The sequence below is a fragment of the Methylomarinum sp. Ch1-1 genome, from assembly GCF_030717995.2.
In the GTDB taxonomy this organism is placed as follows: domain Bacteria; phylum Pseudomonadota; class Gammaproteobacteria; order Methylococcales; family Methylomonadaceae; genus Methylomarinum; species Methylomarinum roseum.
The window spans coordinates 3,302,502-3,321,999 of the sequence record NZ_CP157743.1 but is presented as its reverse complement, the minus strand read 5'-3'; the positions used below and the strand labels follow the sequence as shown (position 1 = coordinate 3,321,999).

General features: G+C 53.1%; 17 protein-coding genes. 4 read left to right on the top strand and 13 right to left on the bottom strand.

Translation table 11 applies throughout. The features are described from left to right. Window positions 1-41 precede the first annotated feature (41 nt). The 13 genes from Q9L42_RS15240 to msrA form a co-directional block, all read right to left on the bottom strand. Window positions 42-374 (bottom strand): hypothetical protein, encoded by a 333-nt coding sequence (locus Q9L42_RS15240; RefSeq protein ID WP_305907559.1) that lies wholly within the window; start codon window positions 372-374, stop codon window positions 42-44. Window positions 375-629: 255 nt separating this feature from the next. Further along, a complete protein-coding gene (locus Q9L42_RS15235; protein ID WP_349431348.1) occupies window positions 630-4,937 on the bottom strand; it encodes a DEAD/DEAH box helicase in 4,308 nt (1,435 codons plus the stop codon). Between the two features lie 209 nt (window positions 4,938-5,146). Further along, window positions 5,147-6,298, bottom strand: coding sequence for an NAD(P)/FAD-dependent oxidoreductase (locus Q9L42_RS15230; RefSeq protein ID WP_349431347.1), 1,152 nt, complete (start codon window positions 6,296-6,298; stop codon window positions 5,147-5,149). 751 nt (window positions 6,299-7,049) lie between these two features. After that, window positions 7,050-7,892, bottom strand: a complete 843-nt coding sequence (locus Q9L42_RS15225) for a class I SAM-dependent methyltransferase (RefSeq protein WP_305907565.1) — start codon at window positions 7,890-7,892, stop codon at window positions 7,050-7,052. Next, window positions 7,889-8,035: a hypothetical protein gene (locus Q9L42_RS15220; protein WP_305907566.1), complete on the bottom strand. Its 147-nt coding sequence runs from the start codon at window positions 8,033-8,035 to the stop codon at window positions 7,889-7,891. The genes Q9L42_RS15225 and Q9L42_RS15220 overlap by 4 nt, the downstream gene beginning before the upstream one ends. Before the next feature lie 85 nt (window positions 8,036-8,120). Continuing rightward, complete coding sequence (gene arsB / locus Q9L42_RS15215; RefSeq protein ID WP_349431346.1) at window positions 8,121-9,446, bottom strand: ACR3 family arsenite efflux transporter; 1,326 nt, start codon at window positions 9,444-9,446, stop codon at window positions 8,121-8,123. 19 nt (window positions 9,447-9,465) lie between these two features. Then, window positions 9,466-9,945, bottom strand: a complete 480-nt coding sequence (locus Q9L42_RS15210; RefSeq protein WP_305907568.1) for an arsenate reductase ArsC — start codon at window positions 9,943-9,945, stop codon at window positions 9,466-9,468. A 13-nt stretch (window positions 9,946-9,958) separates the two neighbouring features. Continuing rightward, window positions 9,959-10,201, bottom strand: a complete 243-nt coding sequence (locus Q9L42_RS15205; RefSeq protein ID WP_305907569.1) for a thioredoxin family protein — start codon at window positions 10,199-10,201, stop codon at window positions 9,959-9,961. A 1-nt stretch (window position 10,202) separates the two neighbouring features. Further along, on the bottom strand, window positions 10,203-11,525 hold the full coding sequence (locus Q9L42_RS15200) for a permease (RefSeq protein WP_305907570.1): 1,323 nt from the start codon (window positions 11,523-11,525) through the stop codon (window positions 10,203-10,205). 43 nt (window positions 11,526-11,568) lie between these two features. Continuing rightward, complete coding sequence (locus Q9L42_RS15195; RefSeq protein ID WP_305907571.1) at window positions 11,569-12,060, bottom strand: ArsI/CadI family heavy metal resistance metalloenzyme; 492 nt, start codon at window positions 12,058-12,060, stop codon at window positions 11,569-11,571. Window positions 12,061-12,116: 56 nt separating this feature from the next. Next, window positions 12,117-12,467, bottom strand: a complete 351-nt coding sequence (locus Q9L42_RS15190; protein WP_432648849.1) for a metalloregulator ArsR/SmtB family transcription factor — start codon at window positions 12,465-12,467, stop codon at window positions 12,117-12,119. A 224-nt stretch (window positions 12,468-12,691) separates the two neighbouring features. Continuing rightward, window positions 12,692-13,615 carry a hypothetical protein gene (locus Q9L42_RS15185; RefSeq protein WP_305907572.1) on the bottom strand — a complete coding sequence of 308 codons (924 nt, stop codon included), beginning with the start codon at window positions 13,613-13,615 and terminating at the stop codon, window positions 12,692-12,694. Window positions 13,616-13,966: 351 nt separating this feature from the next. Next, complete coding sequence (gene msrA, locus Q9L42_RS15180; RefSeq protein WP_305907573.1) at window positions 13,967-14,572, bottom strand: peptide-methionine (S)-S-oxide reductase MsrA; 606 nt, start codon at window positions 14,570-14,572, stop codon at window positions 13,967-13,969. A gap of 146 nt (window positions 14,573-14,718) precedes the next feature. On the opposite strand from msrA, the gene Q9L42_RS15175 reads away from it, so the two are divergent. The 4 genes from Q9L42_RS15175 to Q9L42_RS15160 all read left to right on the top strand — a co-directional run bounded on the left by Q9L42_RS15175 (window position 14,719) and on the right by Q9L42_RS15160 (window position 19,496). Continuing rightward, window positions 14,719-15,177 (top strand): SRPBCC family protein, encoded by a 459-nt coding sequence (locus Q9L42_RS15175; protein ID WP_349431345.1) that lies wholly within the window; start codon window positions 14,719-14,721, stop codon window positions 15,175-15,177. 63 nt (window positions 15,178-15,240) lie between these two features. Next, window positions 15,241-15,687: a PAS domain-containing protein gene (locus Q9L42_RS15170; RefSeq protein WP_305907575.1), complete on the top strand. Its 447-nt coding sequence runs from the start codon at window positions 15,241-15,243 to the stop codon at window positions 15,685-15,687. A 199-nt stretch (window positions 15,688-15,886) separates the two neighbouring features. Next, window positions 15,887-16,717: a sterol desaturase family protein gene (locus Q9L42_RS15165; RefSeq protein WP_305907576.1), complete on the top strand. Its 831-nt coding sequence runs from the start codon at window positions 15,887-15,889 to the stop codon at window positions 16,715-16,717. Between the two features lie 751 nt (window positions 16,718-17,468). Beyond that, the gene (locus tag Q9L42_RS15160; RefSeq protein ID WP_305907577.1) at window positions 17,469-19,496 is read left to right on the top strand and encodes a TonB-dependent receptor; all 2,028 of its coding nucleotides are present in this window, start codon (window positions 17,469-17,471) and stop codon (window positions 19,494-19,496) included. Window positions 19,497-19,498: the final 2 nt, after the last annotated feature.

The following is a 19,498-nucleotide window of genomic DNA, read 5'->3' as shown; positions in this document are numbered from 1 at the left end:
GGCGGGCGAAGATGGTTCGCCTTGCCTGAGAATCATTTCGTTTATAACGATCTGTAAAGTTCCAGGCTTTCGTTTAATGCGGCGGTAGAAGTTTCGACCTTGCCTTTTTTAGATTGAATTTGTCCTTGAATAACCTTGTTATTGGCTTTTTTCACAATGTCTTCATTGCCTTCAATTTGCTTTGAAGAGGCGCGCGCCGCTTTGATATGTAAATAAGCGCCGGCGAAATCGCTTTTTTCGATTTTCGCTAGGGCTTTTTCGATATGGCCTATCGTTTCATTGACGCTTGCCGAAGCTTCGGCGAAAGCTAAGCTGCTTGCGGCCATAGAAATTAACATAAAGAAGGTGAGCGTTGTTTTTTTGATGAAATTCATAATACTCCAAGGATATGATTATCGGATTAGCACCCCGATAATAAATGTAAGGATTTGAAAAGCTCATGCTTTCCACTGACCATCGTACAGCATTTAATCGGTCGTTTATAGGGTAAAGGTAAATAAGATTCTACCATTAAGAGTGATTCGCCATGGCGAAGGTGTGCCGGGCCAGGGCTTACCGGCAATGGCTTGGCTAATAGTAAACATAGCCTTGATAGACTCTAAATTGATTACAGCTGATTGGGGCAGTTTTCAACTGCCGATTCCGATCAGTGCCTGCTTATATCGCCATTGCTCTTGTTCGTTGAATGAGCGCAGGTAATGGATTTTATTGGCGCTACCCCAGACGATCGGTATGCCGTCTTCGAATAGCAAGCGGTGGCTCGACTGGATGCCGACGCGTTCACCTTGCGTGATGATGCCGGTCAGGTTCAGCGGATCGGCGGCGCTGATAGAGACCAGTTGTCCTCCTTTTTCCAGTTTGCGGACTTCCCTGAGGGCGCCCAGCGCCTCCGGCAGCGCGAACTGTTCGCCGGCGAAGCCCTGAACGAAGCGGCCACCGCGGATTTCGCCGCGCGCTTCCAGGCGGCGGTAGATATACAATAGTTCCCGCCAGCTCGGCAGGCCTTCTTCCTTGTCCAGCAGCTTGCGGAACACGACGCCGTATCGTTTCAGCAACGTGCGGGCGATATGTTCGATCGGGCCATAGTTGTCTGTCTCAGCGTTTCTGGCCGGGCGCAGCAGCGACCAACGCCCCGCGCTCGCCAGCGGGTCCTGCAGCCGGTAGCGTTTGTTGCGTCGCTGCAAAATTTTTTGCGGCAAGATCAGTGTGCGCAGGCCTTGAAAACTGTCGGACGTGATCAATCCGGCGGCGACCAATTGCGCCAGCGCCTCTTCCAGCTGTGTTTTAAGCAGGCCGGTTTCGTCCTGCAACTCCTGAAAGAAACTGGCGCCCCATTCCTTCAATGCGGCGTGGACTTTTTCCGCCTGGCTAGACAGCTCCAATGTATTCTTGTCCGGCAGCGGCGCATATCTGCGCCAGTGGCTCAGATGTTCACGCGAAACCAGCGCGATCGCTGTGGTTTTACCGGCCGCCTTAGGGCTTTTGCCGCTCGCCTGTTTCAGCCGTAACCAGAGAAAGCGGCCGGAGTTGCATAATTGGTCGAGATCGGAGGCGAAATAGGGTTTCAGGCGTTTTGGCAGTATGTCGGCCTCCCAGCTGGCCGCGGGAAGGTTGTAGCCTTCCAGTTGCTGCAAGACTTTAGCCAGCGCTTCCTCGCCTTGGCCCGGCTCGTCGAAATGGTGCCAACGGAACAGAAAGCGCATGAAATCGGAGGGCGACACCGGCTCTATTTCGCTGCGCAGTTGTTTCAAGGTATAGCGGTGGATTCGAGCTAACAAACCGCGTTCGCACCACTCCGTCGCCGGAGGATTGGAGGTGAATTTACCCTGGATTACGACGCCTTGCTGCTGCAGGACTTGCAGCGCATGTTCCACTTGCCCAGCCGACAGCTGCAGCGGCTCGGCTAACTCAGCGGCGGTGACCGGTCCCAGGCCTTCCATGCGGCTGCGGATCAGTTCCTCTATCGCCGCTTCCGCTGTGATGTCCTCATTGTCGGTCAACAGCGGGATAGAAGGAACGATGCTTGCCTCCAGAAATAGCGCTCGCAGTTCATGCAGGCGCTCGGCGGCGACCCATAGGCGCTGTCCGGCCGCTGACAATACCGTCGCCCGTCCGCTCTGCTGCAGATTTTCCATCAAGGCCGGCCAGCCGTGGGCGATGCGTTCGTGTAGCGATGATAGCGGGGCGCGTTCGCCTTCCGCCTCGGTGATGAATCCCAGCACGACCAGCGCATCATGCAGTTCGTCCTCGGTGTGCGCCTCGGGCCAGGCCTCGGCGCGGACGCGGGCGATCGCTTCGGGATTCAGGCGGCCGATATCGCCGGCTTCCTGGGGCGTGGCAAAGCGGCGCTGTTGTACCGCCAAGGTTCTGCGCTCCTCGGCCGGGGCGTCGTCGAGGAAGGCGTAGGGACGGGCGTTGACGATTTCCTGTGCCAGCGGCGAAGGGCTGGTTAAATCGCGGGCGACGATGCGGATTTCGCCCCGTTCGATGCCAGCCAGCAATCGCTTCAGGCCGTCGATGTCCATTAGTTCATGCAGGCAGTCCCACAGAGTCTGGTTGACCAGCGGATGGTCGGGAATTTCGCGTTCGCCGGCGATGTTCTCGAAACAGGCCAGCTGGTCGGGAAAAATCACCGAAACCAGATCTTCGGCGTCATTGCGCTGGAACGGCGCCGGCACCTTCTTGCCTGCCCGGTTTCTCGGCACCGCCAACGCGGTATTGGCGACCCAGCGCCAACGGGTCGGGAACATCGGCGCGGCCAACAGGGCTTGTTTCAACACGCCTTCGACACTGGCCGCCTTCAGATAGCCGGCCGGTTCCTCCAGCGGAAAGCTGTGGGTCGGGCCCAGCGACAGCACGATGTTGTCTTCGCCGGCGGCGGCTTGCAGTTCGAAATTGAAGCGGCGACAAAAGCGCTTACGCAGCGCCAAGCCCCAGGCTCGGTTGATGCGAGAGCCGTAGGGCGAATGGACGACGAAATGCATGTCGCCGGTTTCGTCGAAAAAGCGCTCGAAGACGATCGCATGAAACGAAGGCAGCGCCGACAATGCGGCCTTGGCCATCGCCAGATAATCGAACAACTGCCGGGCCGCGGCTTCGGGCAGGTCGAGTTCGGTGCGAAGATAAGTCAAAGCGGCATCGCCGCCTTGCTCCAGTAGACGATCCATTTTTTCCGACAGCTCGGAGACGGCCTGCGACAATTCATTGCTGCGCCCCGGCGCTTCGCCGAACCAGAACGGAATGTTCGGCGGCTGGCCGTGGGCGTCCTCGACATGGACCTTGCCCTGTTCGATCTTCAGCATGCGATAGGAATTATTGCCGAGCTGGAAGATATCTCCGGGCAGGCTCTCGAAGGCGAAATCTTCGTTCAGCGTGCCGACGAACAGGCCTTCCGGCTGCAGGATGACGTCGTAATCGAACTGGTCGGGAATCGCGCCGCCGTTCAGCAGCGCGGTCAGTCGCGCGCCTTTGCGCGGCCTGAGCATGCCGTGCACGAGGTCGCGGTGCAGATAGGCGCCGCGCCGGCCTCGGCGGGTGTGATAGCCGTCGGCAAGCATCTTGACGACAGCCTGGAATTGCCGCTCGCTTAGCTGCCGGTAGGGCCATGCGCGCTGGAAACGCTGGAACAGTTCTCGTTCGCTCCATTCACGGCAGGATACTTCGGCGACGATCTGCTGCGCCAGCACGTCCAGCGGATGTTGCGGAATTTCGATTTTGTCCAGCAGGTCCTTAGCGACAGCGGCCAACAGTGCGCTGCATTCGAGCAAATCGTCGCGGGACAGCGGGTACAGTCGGCCTTTGGGCAGCGCGCCGAGACGGTGGCCGGAACGGCCGACCCGTTGCAGGAACGCGGCGATACTGTGCGGCGAACCGAGCTGGCAGACCAGGTCGATATCGCCAATGTCGATGCCCAGCTCCAGCGAGGCGGTGGCGACCAGCGCCTGCAGTTCGCCCTGTTTCAATCGTTGTTCGGCGGCCAGCCGGTGTTCCTTGGCCAGGCTGCCATGGTGCGAGGTCACCGCCGTCTCGCCCAGCCGTTCCGCCAGCGCGGCGGCGATTCTTTCGGCCTGGCGTCGGGTGTTGACGAAGATCAACGTGGTCTTGTGTTCGATGATCAGTTGTTCCAGGCTGTCATAGATTTCGCTCCAGACTTCGTTGGCCATGACTGCCTCCAGCGGCGAGCGCGGCACTTCGATTTGCAGATCGCGTCGGCGCACATGGCCGGTGTCTATGATCGTACAGGGGATGGGGCGGTCGCCGTTCAGATAATGGGCGATTTCGTCCAAGGGTTTTTGTGTCGCCGACAGGCCGATGCGCACAGGTTCTTGTGCGGTGATCGCATTCAGGCGTTCGAGCGACAGCAATAAGTGGGCGCCGCGTTTGTTGCCGGCCAACGCGTGTATCTCGTCGACAATGACGCTACGCACCGTTTTCAGCATCTCGCGACCGGATTCCGAGGTTAACAATATATAAAGCGATTCGGGAGTCGTCACCAGGATATGCGGGGGGGATTTTCTCATCGCCGTCCGTTCGGCCTGGGTGGTGTCGCCGGTGCGGGTTTGTGCGCGGATCAGCACCCCTGGAAGAGCGGCCTCTAGCAGCGCGGTGTCTATGCCGGTCAAGGGTTGCTCCAGGTTCTTACGGATATCGTTGGAAAGCGCCTTCAAGGGCGAGATATAGAGCACATACGTTTCATCGGCCAGCGGGTTTTCCAGCCCTTGTTTTATCAACTGGTCGATAACGGCCAGAAATGCCGCCAGCGTCTTGCCGGAGCCGGTCGGCGCGGCGATCAGCGTCGACTGGCCGGCCTGTATTGCTGGCCAGGCTTGTTCCTGGACTTCGGAAGGTCGTTCAAACTGGCGCACGAACCAATCGGCGACGATCGGGTGAAAGCCTTGCAGGATCGGGCTAGGGGCGTCATTGACCGGATTGTTCATCAGCGCAATTATACTATTTGCCTGGATAATTCGTTTTGTGTTTGTTTGGCCGTCGGCTATAAGGGTCGATAGTGTTCCTTGACTTTGAAGTATCAGGTGACCGCTAGTGCGGCAAAGTGACCTTGTATATTAAAGATATCCACGACCTTTTTGATGGTTTAAACAGCGAAAATAACGCTATTCATGGCCATCGTTACCAAATGTCCGGGTTAAAGCAGATAACTGTCGATACCCGACAAGAATAGGTCGTATTGCGTTTCGGTGGCTTGTTTGGCCAAATAGGCCGGCAGGCCACTGATGATATTGTTTTTGCTGACGACCCAGCCGACCGCGTCATCGGGGCCCAGACTCAATAGATAGCCGAGTTCCTGATGCATATAGGGCAGGCAGAAACGCAGGGCCCCCGCGTTGAGTAAAATGTTGTTGGCGGCCGCCTTGCCCTTACGGATCGCCGCTTGCGAAGTCAGCAGGTTCGAACCCAGCTCATCATAATGCGAACAGTCACCGGCGGTAAACAGATGGCTTAGAACTTGGTTACCGAGCAAAATTTGACCGGAACTGTTGGCGTGTAAGCATAGCCGTGGTTTTTTTCCGAGCAGTAATAAGGTCAGGTCCGAGGGCAGGGAGGATTGTTCGCCGCTGTGGGCATGCTCGAACAGCAACGTTTGATCGTCCAAGCCTCGATAAAATTGACCGGTCAACAAGCGTATGCCTCGTTGATCCAGACGTTTTTGAACATAGCGTCCGACGGCTGCCGGGAAAAGAGGCAGCAGCGTATCATGGCCGTCTATCAGGTTGATTTGATAATCGGCGCCACTGTTGGCAAGCCGGTGAGCCAGTTCGAAACAAAACTGGATGCCGGAAGGCCCGGCGCCGATGACATTGAAATGTTTTTTCAGCTTGCCGGGAGCGGCGAGCAGACTATCGATCTCGGTGTTCAGGCTATGCCGGCTCAAGCTATCGAGATCAAAAACGCCGTCTGCAGAAGAAGTTGAATCAGGCTGGGTGCCGACCGCCATCAACAGATAATCGAACGCTAACGATTGCTCACCGAGTCGGATGCTTTTTTTCGCCTTCCAAGTTTGCAGTTGCGCCTCATCGAAGGGGATCGCTTGTTGGATATGAACAAAATTGAAACGCCGGGCCAATGTTTGGAAGGGGATCTGGATGTCCTGCAGCGGCTTGCGCACCGTTTCATGCAGACGGGTGACCAGCAGATGACAGGGGCGAGGGTCGATCAGGGTAATTTCGGCATCAGGGGCGCGGTGTCTCAGCGTGATCAATGCCGATAAGCCGGCATAGCCGCCGCCGATAATGACTAGCCTGAGAGGTTGTTTGTTTCTGCGGTAGCGGCTGGGCACGGTTGTCATCCAAAACAATGGGATATGTAAGCAATAGTGTAACTATTCAGTTCCGCCTTCCTTGGCGGTCAGAGCGAAAATCCGCCTGTTGCAGACAGCCCGATAAATCCAGCAATTCCCAGTTTGAGTATTTTTGCGGGGTTTAGGGCATGGGGTGTGTCTGTCGAGGAGCGCCGTAAACCCATCCCTGGGGGCTTGACGGCCGCATCCTTGCTGCCGACATCCTCGCCAAACACACCCCATGCCCTTTTTGAACGCCAAAGTGGGAATTGCTGCGATAAATCAATAATCGACTCTCGCTGATAAAAATATGCTGAATAATTACGCAATAGTAAACTTAGACTGCCGAATCATTCAATGCAAAGTTGAATAAAACCTTTTGCTTTTCGCGCCGAGGGCGGCGCTCCTACGCAAAGCACCGTCTTGTCTTCGGATGTGTCGAACACCGTGAAGCGCATCAAAACCGGTGCGCTTCCTCGCGTCAGCACACCCTACCCGCACCGGTAGGGCGGCTTCGCGAAGCAAGCCGCCAAAAACCGCCACCGGAGGCAAAATTGGTCATTGTGGTATCCAGGCGCATTGCCTGGCGGCGAATCACCCTACGGTTGCATGCCAATGTAGCCTTGCCTTCGGATGTGCTGAACTGCGTGAAGCGCATCGAAACAAGGTGCGCTTCCTATCGTCAGCACACCTCAATATTGTGGTTATCGGATAGCATGCACCGGCGCCTTTTGCCGGCAAATTCATAGGTTCAATCTTTAGTGGCCAGCGCGTAAATGACGTTGGTTTCGATCTCCGCCACTCGCTGTTCAAGAAGGCGGGACAAATTGCCTTGGCGCACACGCTCGAACGTATCCGCATCCAGTTGCTCCAAGGTACCCCGATAGCCGCTGCCCATCGCGATCTTCCACCAGTCTTCCGGTCCGTTCAATGGATGCGCGCCGGATTCGGCCAGGATGTCAACCTCATGTACACCGGCTTCGGCCAGCATCTGTCTCAATCCGTCCGGTTCCGAGATGCGATCCCAGGGATTGAAGGCTCGATGCAGATCGGGGCATTCGCCGGCAATGGATTCCCAGAAAGCGCCGTTGGCCGGCTCGAACAAATTCGGCCCCCAGGTGGTGATAGCCAGCCGACCACCCGGTTTGACCATACGCCATAATTCCCTGACCGCCTCGCTCATGTCCGGCACGAAGAAAATGCCGAATACGCAAACAACCGCATCGAAACTGTGATCGGGATAGCCCAACGCCAGCATGTCGTCGACCCGAAATTCGATGTTGTTCAGGCGCTGGTCTTCGGCCTTGGCTCTGGCCAGATCGATCAGGCGTCCGGCGAGATCGACCGCCACCACGGCGCCGTCCGCACCAACCCGAACTGCCGCCGGCAGTGCCGAGCCGCCGCTGCCGGAACACACATCCAGTACGCGTTCACCCGGTTGTAAATCGAGTCTTTCGATAGTGCGTCGGCCAAAGCGGTGCCAAAACGAACTGACCGGATGGTCGAAATGATCGGCGGCGGCATTGTAGGCCATCGCGGCTTTGGTTTTTGCCTCATCACTGTGCATGACGTTAGTCACGGTTTGACTAATCATTTTTTCTCCTTCGTGTTGAAAAAACCAATCGCATGGGATGGTATGACTTCCTTGGCGCCGGCCTGGCGCAGGTCTTTCAGGCAACACAAGGTTTTACCGGAAGTTTCGCTAAGGCTGGTGCCGACGATAATTTTGGAAAACATGGTTAATCTCCTCGACCGTAGCGGCTAACGCGCGCCGCTTTGATTGTTATGATTTTGATTTTGTAAAATCCATTTTCATTGGGTGTCATTTCGAGCCGTCGGTTCGCGCTCCGATCCGCTCGATCAGGTCCACGACCGCCGCTTCGCCTTTTTCGTAAGCCGCATGAATTTCTTCGCGAGAAGGTAACTCGATAGCAATTCCTGCGGGTTCGACCGGGCTGCCCCAATCCGCCCCGGTTTCTTCGGCGACGGAAAACCAGCCTTTCGTTTTTTTGCAGAAACCGACCAAGGCCAGCATCAACGGCACTTCGATCAAGACGCCGACCACGGTGGCCAGCGCCGCGCCGGATGATAAGCCGAACAACATCACGGCGGTCGCGATCGCGACCTCGAAATGATTCGACGCGCCGATCATCGCCGACGGCGCGGCGTTTTCATAACTGAAACCCCACAATTTCGCGGCCAGATAGGTAATCGCAAAGATCAACACGGTCTGAATCGTCAGCGGTATCGCAATCCACAGAATCGTCAACGGATTCGCGGTGATCACGTCGCCCTTGAACGAGAACAACAGAATCAAGGTCAGCAACAATGCGATGATGGTAATCGGCGTCAGCAGATGCAAGAATTTCTGTTCGAACCAAAGCAGGCCCTTGTGGGCGATGACCCATTTGCGCGAATAGTAGCCCGCAAGCAGCGGCAGCGCGACATAAATACCGATCGACAGTAGCAGCGCTTCCCAAGGCACCGGCAATTCACCGACGCCGAGCAAAAAGCCGCCGATCAGGCCATACAACACCAGCATCACCAACGAATTGATCGCGACCATCACCAGCGTGTGACCGGCATTACCGCGCGCCAGATAGCCCCAAACCAGCACCATCGCGGTACAGGGCGCCACGCCCAACAAGATGCAACCGGCCAGATAGCTACGCCAGAGCGGCACTTCAAGCATCTTGACGCCGTCTTGCAACACGACCGTGCCGGAGCCATACTCGCTGCCGACCGGTAAATCCAGACCGAACGGCATCTTGACCAGATCGACCGCATCGGCGCCGATCAACTGCTGAAACAGCACGCCTAAAAATAGATAGGCGATTCCATACATGGTGAACGGTTTGATCGCCCAATTGACGAACAGGGTCAGCGACACCGGCTTGATGCTTTTGCCGGCTTTGACCACCTCGGCGAAGTCGATCTTGACCATGATCGGATACATCATGAAGAACAGGCAGACGGCGATCGGAATCGACACCACCGGCGCGCCATTGACATCGATGCTCATGCTGTCCAGCGTCTTCGCGAATTCCGGCGCGAACGCGCCGAGCACAATGCCGGCGACGATACACAGCGCCACCCACAGTGTCAAATAACGTTCGAAGAAGCCGATATCGTGTGTTTTTTCGGTCATAACCTCTCCTCGTAGGCTCTCAAGCCGTCAATTGGCCGATTTCGTTGAGTTTCCGGGTCAATTCATCGCGCGATATCGTTTCCAACGGCAATTCCAGCATGGTCTTGACGCGTAATTCCAGCGTCGCGAAGGTTTGCTCGAAGGCGGCGATTTTTTCTTCCTCGCTGCCTTCGACATGGCCCGGATCGGACACGCCCCAATGCGCCCGCACCGCCTTGGTCAGATAGACCGGACAGGTTTCGCCGTGCGCACTGTCGCAAACCGTAATCACGATATCCATCGGTTGATGCTCGAAGTCTTCCCATGACTGGCTTTGATAGCCTTCGGTCGGCAGACGATGGCGTTTCAGCGTCGCCAGTGCGCCCTGGTTGATCCGGCCGATCGGATGACTGCCGGCCGAAAAGGCCCGGATGCGGCCCTGGCCGTGATGATTGAACAGGGCTTCGCCTATGACACTGCGGCAGGAATTGCCGGTACAAATCACAAATACATTCAACATGCTGGATTCCTGGTTAGTTTAGATTTTGTAAGATCGTTTTGATTTCCTCGGGCGACGAGGTCTTGCCGGACAGAACCACCGCGCCGTCGATCGCCAGCGCCGGCGTCGCCATCACCCCCATGTCGGTGATCGTATCGATATCGGTCACTTTTTCGATTTCGTATTCGATGCCCAATTGTTTGGCGGCCGCCTCGGCGTGCTCGGTCAGCAAATGACATTTTTTACAGCCCATACCTAATATTTGTAATTTTTTCATTTCAATTCCCCATCAAAAATCCGTAAAACATGCCGGAGGCCGTCGCCATGACGACCACCAGCGATAAGAACACCAGGGTTTTCGCATTGCCCATCACGGTTCGAATCACCAGCAGATTCGGCAGCGATAAGGCGGGGCCCGCCAACAACAACGCCAACGAAGGGCCCTGGCCCATGCCGTTGCCGATCAGGCCTTGCAGGATCGGCACTTCGGTCAGGGTTGCGAAATACATGAAAGCGCCGGCCACGGACGCCAAGAGGTTCGCCGAGAACGAATTGCCGCCAACCGCGCGCGTAATCCAATCCGACGGAAGCATCGCTTCGTGGCCGGGCCGGCCGAGCAGGAAACCGGCGATCAGCACGCCAATCAACAACAGCGGCAGAATCAACTTGGCGAAATCCCAACTGGAAGCGAACCAATCGCCGGCCTCGTCCTGCGCCGAAGACGTCAACACGGTAAAGCCGATCACTGCGGCGCTGAACGCCGCCAGCGGCTGCTCGGGAAACACGAAAGCCAGCGCCGCGACGATGATGGCGACCAGCGTCACCCAGGCCGATTTCAAGTTGAACCAACTCGTCAGCAACACGGCAAACAGCAAACCGAACAGGCCGGTCAGCCACCATTTAGCGGCATAAAGCCCATACCACAGGCCGCTCGTTTCCATCGGCTGGCCCCAGTTGGCAAACACCAGAATCGCAACCATCACGAAAAAGAACACGGCGTTTTGCCAGAGTGGGCGGTTTTCATCTTCGGTAGGCATGACCAGACCTGAGGCTGCCTTGGCCTGTTCTTCCTTGCGGAAAATCAGGCTCATCAGCAAGCCGATCACGATGCTGAAGACAATGGCGCCGATCGCCCGCGCGATACCCAGCTCCGCGCCCAGTACCTTGGCGGTCAGCACGATCGCCAATACATTGATCGCGGGCCCCGAATACAAGAAAGCGATCGCAGGTCCTAAACCGGCGCCCCGTTTATAAATGCCAGCGAACAACGGCAACACGGTGCAAGAACACACCGCCAGCAAGGTGCCGGAAACCGAAGCGACGCCATAGGCCAAAACTTTATTGGCTTGGACGCCCAGGTATTTCATCACCGCGCCCTGACTGATGAACACCGAAATCGCGCCGGCGATGATGAACGCCGGAATCAGACACAGCAGCACATGCTCCTGCGCATACCAGCGCACCAGATACAAGGACTCCCAGAACGAATCGGCCAGACGTTTGGAATCCTGTAACGTTTCGACCGGCAGATAAAAACACAGGATGAATACCGCCGTGATCAACGTCAGCGGTTTCCATTCGTCTTTCCAGAATGTATTCATGTCTTCATCCTCCGGTCAAAAAGTAGAATTTACGGCATAGTGTTTATCCGCAGCACGATGAATCGGTATTTTCAGGCGTAGGACTGGGGCAGCAGCTCGACGTCGACTTTTCGGCCGGGCGGCAGGCGAACGGATTTTCGCCGTCGGAAACGGCTTTTGCATCGTTGAAGGTCGGAATCTCGCTCAGCGAATGAAAAGATTCCCAGGCGATGCCTTGCGGGTCGGTGATCCAGTATTTGTCGGAGCGCGCATAACAGCAGGCCGCGTCTTGCTGGGCCTCGACCGGCGCTTGGGTCGCGTCGAGTTGTTGCTTGATCGCCGCCAGTTCCTGCTCGTTCTCGGCCTGAAGACCTAAATGATCGAGACCGAGCTGTTGACTGCGGTTGGAGATCGCGAAATTGACGCGCGGATCGTCGAGCATCCATTTCGCGTAGTCGTCGTGTTTTACGGTCGGTTCGCAGCCGAATAGCGTGCTGTAAAAGGAGATATTTTTTTCCAGATTGTCGACCGATAGATGGATGTGTAGTCTTTTCATTTCAAGTCCTCATGTTGATAGTGATATTCGAATAAGCATATATTGCAAACACAAAATTAGCAGCACACCGCCAGTTCCGGACGACCTTCCATGCGCTGCAACCGTTCCAGATCGTTTCTGAAAGGTTCGCTCGCTTGCACCGCCGCCAATGCCTCGTCGAGCAGCGGATAAGCCCAGCCCGGCAAATCCGGGTTGATTCGGTAATAAACCCATTGTCCTTCGCGGCTGTCGAGCAGCAATCCGGATTGACGCAGCAAAGCCAAATGCCGGGAGATTTTCGGCTGCGACAAGTCCAGCGCAGTCGTCAACTCGCAGACGCACAGCTTGCCTTCCCGATGCAACAGCGTCACGCAGCGAAGACGCGTATCGTCGGAAAGGCATTTAAAAAATTGTACCGGTGTCAGCATGGCAAGTTACTTATTGATATACGGATATTCAGATATAATCATACATACGATATTCTGTCAATCTATAATATTCGCACTACGATGACAATCGAAAGACCTAAATGGCGCCTAACCTGATGGCCGGCCTATTTCGTCACTGGTTTCCGACGACGGTTTAGAATCGCTTGCTTGCGCTAGGCCTTTCGGCTTGAATTTCGGCGTGGATGTCGATAAATCATTAGCGATTAACGCTTTATCTTTTTGGCAATATTAATGATATCGGGCAGCAACTGCAGATAGAGTGCTAGTTTACCTAAGACATCGACCGTATCGCTTGGAGGTTTGATGACGCGGGTCCGGACATGCTCAATCACGTCAAATAACATTTTTTTACCGCGATAGCGATTAATTCCAATTTCCAACCATGGTGAAAACAGAGGAGCGATCATCAGAGCCGCGACAAATCCACTTGCCGCGCCGGCAATACTGACCCAAGCAGGTATGCCGCCGGTTAAGTTCATCCAGATACTGCTCCACCAGGACAGATGACCGCTATACATGGCTGTTGCCGCCGCTTGGCCTGTTGCGATGCTGCTGCCAAAACTACTCGCTCCAACGCCCTTGCCAATCAAGCCGGTCAGTAAAAACATCAATGCCTCTCTTGAGCCTTCGACTGGAAGACTCATTCGTTCAATATGTAGACGAAGTTGTTGCTCGAATTTTTCTCGTTGGCGGCCAGGTAAATCTTCAAGTAAATCATTAAGCCTTGCTTCAAAATGGGCTTGGTTTTGCAGGACATAATTCTGAAGTTTTTGATCCAATCCTTGTATATCGAGTAAATCCTCTTGAATTGCGTTATGCAACTCCAGTTGTTTACCGGACAAGCTGAGAAAATTATTGTGATCGATCGTTTGCTTGTTGTTTTTAGTCTTGGCTGACTTAAGCAAACTCCATGCAGAACGGGGCAGCGCCGCTAATTCTTTCGGTATATCGCTGCGATTTCTCCAATGGCGACTCAAGACCCCTTTGGGGGAGGCGAAATATTTTTCGTAGACCGGTGTGACGCGGTTTTTTGCCTCATCGAGATGCGAATTAACGATTTGATTTAAATTGTGTCGATGTTGTTCGCTTGTCAGCTTTATTGGGTCGATACGATTAAGCGTCGGCATTTTGTGCTTTCTGTCGGTTCAAATATTAAGTTGTCGAGGCCGCCTATATTTGACGGGTACTCGGTAGGCGCCAGCAATTCCCAATTTGAGCATTTTTGCTGTGTTTAACCTGAGTTCAGGTTAAGAAATCCGCCTGTATCAGGTAGCGCTTCCAGAAGACGCCGTTCACCCAGCACCTAAATTATCCTGGAATGTAAAATAAGTCCTGTAGCCATGGAATTTAGGTGCTGGGTGAATACGTCCGTGGCAGCTAACAGCTCCTGCTTATCGCTGCACTTACACGTCCTTGTGCGGCGTAGGCTTGAGCACGAAATCTGACCGCCAGGGATGGTGCGCACAGTTCTTCCAGAGCTATCTGATATCGTTAGATTCGCCCCATAATTCGTTCAGACGCCTGTCACGCCCGCAGGTATAGCGATAAAATTGATAGGAAAGCGGGTTTTTACGGTAATAGTTCTGATGATAGGGTTCGGCTAGATAAAAAGGACCGGCCGCTTTGATGGCGGTTTTTATCGGCTCGGGAAATTTTTGACTATTTTGCAGATTGTTTTTTGATTCGAGGGCGAGTCGCTTTTGTTCGTCATGGTGATAGAAAATGGCGGAGCGGTATTGCGGGCCTTTATCGCAGAATTGTCCCTCATCATCGGTAGGGTCGATATTATGCCAGAATACCTGCAAAAGTTGTCGGTAGCTGATTTTTTCCGGATCGTATGTGATTTGCAGTGCCTCGTAATGACCTGTCCATCCGCCTGAAACCTGTTCGTAACTTGGATCTTTGTTCCGGCCACCGGTGTAGCCGGAGAGCGTTTCAAGCACGCCGGGCAGTTTGTCGAAGGCGGATTCCATGCACCAGAAACAACCGCCTGCAAAGGTGGCTTTGGCCGGACTTTGCTCGGCTTGGGCGTAATTGATAAAGCTGAAAAACATTACTAAGATCAATACGATTAGGCGTTTCATGTTTTTATATTGTTTATTGATGTAATGGCTGCAAATATCCATGCTTGCGGAATATTTTTTTGTTATAGTCAATCTTTAGTATATTGACTATTGAGTTAGTTCCAATGTAGCCGCATGCACCATCGTTTTCGGATAATGCCAGACTGATGTTTGTATTAGATAAAAAAAAACCGGTTTTGGGATCGGCCAGTATCGAAATAGATAAGCCCGTTCGCCAGGTTTTTTCATTCGTCGCCGAGCATTTTTTTGATAATTATCCTAAATGGGCGCTAGAGGTCGTCGAATTCAAGCCTATCAATAATAACCCGTTAAAAGTAGGCGCTCTGGCTAGGCAAGCACGAATCGATCAAGGCCACAAGGTCGAATCAACCTTTGAAATTTCGCGCTATGAAACGGATAGCTTATTGGAGCTCAATGGTCTATCGGAACCCTTTCGCCATAGCTATCATTTTGCTAGCCAGGGCGAAGACAAAACCCTGTTGACCGATCGTTTCGAATTGCTGGAACTGGAGCTTTTCATGCGGCCATTTGAAAAATTGATTAGCAGAGCCATAGAGGAAGGCTTGCAGAATTCTATTCACAATATTAAAAAGTTGCTGAGTTGAGTTGATTGAGCTACTTAATTCGAAATCTCAAGCGTCAGTAGCAGAAAATAGTAGAGGTCGATTATGTCGTTTGTGGTTGAAAAAGACCCTGGTTTGATTCCCAAAATTTTGACGATTATTTTGGATGAGTGTGTCAACGGGGTGACATTGGCTGATCCGGATATCGAGGGCATGCCCATCGTCTATGTCAACAAGGCTTTTGAAAGAATGACCGGTTATGCGCAAGAAGACATTGTAGGACAAAATTGTCGTTTTCTTCAGGGAAAAGACCGGGAGCAGCCGGCCAGATATCAGTTGGCCGAAGCGATCAAGAATCGCGAACCCATAGAAGTGACTTTGCGCAACTATAAAAAAAATGGCGATCTTTTCTACAATCGTTTAAAACTGACGCCGTTGTTCGATCATAACGGTAATTTGCTTTATTTTCTGGGTGTTCAGTATGACGTCACCACGCAGATAGAAGCGGAAGAAGAAATAAAAGAGCTGAACAAGCGGCTTGAAGAATCGTGATAATAGTTATTCTTGACTCGCTGATTCGGGGTGCAAAGCTGATCCGGTGTTACTTGAGAAGATGAGGGCGCAAACTTGCTTTATTACCGATATTTTTTGTGGCGCCTTGATGAACTCTGATTCTTTAAAGAGTCAGAGCAATACAACATTATGGGCCTTAATTGGCATTATGGAAACATCTATCTCTCGGTAACATGCGATGTCTGAACAAGCCTTACAAAATGGTCAAGAAGGATTCTTGCTGAATGAATTTTTACTGTTGTTAGCCTTTGCCGCTTTTGGCTTGCTGCTGATCATGGAGGTTGTCAAACCTTATCAGCCCATCAACAAAAGAATCAGACAGGCTTCGGTCGTCACCAATAGCACGGCTTTCATTTTCAATAATATTATCCTGACCGCGCTGAGAGCCTCTTCGTTATTTTTTGTCGCCCAACAGTTCACCCAATTCGGTTTGTTAAACGGCATGGAGAGTGGACCGGTTAAATGGTTGCTGACGTTTTTACTGTTTGATCTGATGATGTATGGTTGGCATGCCGCCACGCATAAATACGAGTTGTTATGGCGCTTTCATAAGATCCATCACAGCGATAAAACCGTTAACGTGACCACCGGCTTTCGTTTTCATGTATTCGATTTGTTCATCGAGATTCTGATCAAGTGTTTGTTCGTCATCGTCGTTGGCGTGGAGGCGTATCTCGTGCTCGCGATCGAATTGATTGAAATGCTGTTCATCTTTTTTCATCACTCCAATGTTGCTTTCAAGCATGAAGCCGAGATTTCGAAGGTTTTCATAACGCCGGACTTGCACCGGGCTCATCATTCGGCCTTACGCAGCGAGCATGACAGCAATTACGGCATCGTATTGTCGATTTGGGATCGGATTTTCGGTACCAGAAAAGACTTGATACCGAAAAAACTCGGTTTGGATGTGATCGAGGCGGAAAATTTCCTCCAACTCTTCTTTCTGGCTTTTGTGACCGAGCGTCATATCAAAAAGTTAATGCAGATCCTGCCGAAGGGGAAGCCGTAACTATTGCGGGCCCGGATGTTTCACAAAGACGGCCTTGGTCTTTGAAAGCAGTATAAAGAACCCATGCATAAGGTTTATAAGGGGGATTTTTCGGGTACAGTTTGCACCTGAATGGTTTTCTGAAAAATCGGGCTTCGAATATTGAACACAATCAAGTGTAACTAAAAATGCTTTGTAACTATTCAGCTTGATACTGAGAAAATATTTCTTTTACTATCAATTGCTTGTGGAAGAAGTGTATGCGGCAGGGATGTCGCATCCAAGCCTATAGGGACATATTGACCCAGCACCTAAATTCCATAGGCTAATGGCTGCGATAAATCATCATCGTTTATTTAGGTGCTGGGTGAATACATCCATGTAAGCTCTGACTGCAACGTCTGACCGTCAGGGACGATGGAAATGCAGATTTTGCAGGAGCAAAAAATCTGCCTGTTGCAGACAGCCCGATAAATCAATAACCTACTCCCTCTTAGTAAAACTACGCTGAATAATTACAGCATTTTTATACTGAATAGTTAGTGCGGCCCATGACTGAGTGCTAGGGCACTGGTGATGTTTGTCAAACCTTCTTCGTCCGCTTTCCCAGAAATTCCATTCCCTTTCAAATTAGATCGGCGCGAGTACACCTTTTTGGGTCGCTTTTTTAAATGTTATGTTGTAACATAAAGTTTTTTTATGGACTGAATTGTTGGGTCGTGTTGCAATGTTGCGTTTAACTTCTTTAACTTCTTTAACTTCTTTTGCTTGTTTGTCTTTATTAATAAGTCACCCGGGGTATGCTGAATCCGAGCATGTGCAGGAGCTCGATAATCTGATTATCAGCATGCCATTGAGCCAGTCGACGGCCAATACCGCATTGCCTGTTTCGATACTGAGCGGCGATGAACTCCGCATGAAGGCGGCTTCGACGATCGGCGAAACTTTGAAAAATGAACCTGGCATCACTAGTCAGTCGTTCGGACCCGGTGTCGGTCAGCCGGTGATACGAGGACAGTCTGGCTCGCGGGTGCATGTCTTACAGAACGGCCTGGGCAGCCTTGATGTGTCGTCGCTGAGTCCCGATCACGGCAACAGCACCGAATCCTTATGGGCGGAGCGCATCGAAGTGCTCAGGGGGCCGGCAACCTTGCTGTATGGGAGCGGGGCGATCGGCGGTGTCGTCAATGTATTGGATAATCGCATTCCCGATGCTGTGCCGGAAGCAATGGTCGAGGGCGCCGTCGAACAGCGCTATAACACGGTCAACGAAGGCAAATCGACGGCATTCAAGCTCGATGGCGGCAAAGGCATATTGGCTTGGCATTTGGACGGTTTTTACCGCGACAGCATCAATCTGCAGATTCCGGGGAGCGCGGTAGACGAAGCCATCGTCGAAGAAGAGCATGACGAGCACGAGGAAAGCAGCGAGGGTCGTTTGCTCAATTCCAACACGCGGGCGCGCAGCGGCACGGCCGGTTTTTCGCTGATCGGCGACCGCGGCTTTGTCGGATTCTCGATCAATCATCTGGACAATAATTACGGCGTGCCGCCGGGCGCGCATGAACATGAGGAAGAAGAGGGCGCCGAGCAGGTGCGCATCGATATGAAGCAGACCCGTTACGACATGAAGGCGGAAATTGATAATCCGCTGGAGTTCGCGGAAAGCTTGCGCGTGCGTCTGGGCTACAACGACTATCAGCATATCGAACTGGAAAACGGCGAAGCCGGCACCATCTACAGCAACGAAGGCTTCGAAAGCCGGGTGGAGCTGGTACAGAAACCCTGGGCCTTCTTTGATCACGGCGTATTCGGTGTGCAGAGCAAAAACAGCGAATTTTCGGCGTTGGGGGATGAAGCCGTCGTGCCGAAATCGGATATCGATTCATTCGGTATTTTTACCGTGCAGGATATACATACCGAGCATGTGACCTACGAAATGGGTATGAGGGTGGAACAACAATGGATCGATCCGGTCGATAGAGCCGAGAGCTCGCATACCCCGGTCAGTTTTTCCACCTCGGCGATCTGGAGCGTGACCGATCAGGATTCGATCAAGCTGACGTTTTCCCGTTCGCAGCGGGCCCCGGATATCCAGGAGCTGTTTTCCAACGGCCCGCATTTGGCGACTGCCAGTTATGAAATAGGCGACGCCGGTTTAATCGAAGAAACTTCGCATAACCTGGAATTGGGCATACATATCGATCGTGAATGGCTGCAGGCCGATTTCAATCTGTATCAAAATTGGGTGCAGGATTATATTACCCAAATCAACAACGGCTTGTTTTTCGATCATGATGCCGAGACCATAAGCGCCGTGTGCGGCGGTGATTGTTTGCCGGTTTTTCAGTCGCAACAGAAGGATGCCGAATTTCAAGGCTTCGAGGCCCAAGTGACGATTCCGTTGTGGCGCAGCGATTACGGCCAGCTGGACAGCCAGTTTTTTGGCGACTATGTGCGTGGACGCTTCAGCGACGGCAGTGACATTCCCCGCATGCCGCCATTGCGTTACGGCATGGAATTGGCCTGGAAAAATAGCGACTGGACCGCTAACATACGCATGACCCGGGCGGAACGGCAGGACAATCCTGGGCTGAATGAAGCCGAAACGGACGGTTACTGGTCGCTGAATGCCGGCGCCAATTATCGTTTGTCGGTGACCGAGCATGCGGACATGTTGTTGTTCGTCAAGGCTAACAACTTGCTGGATGACGACATCCGTAACGCCGTGTCTTATCTGCGTAATGTGGCGCCCGAAGCCGGTCGGGGCGCGGAAATGGGTGTGCGCATCGAATTTTAATG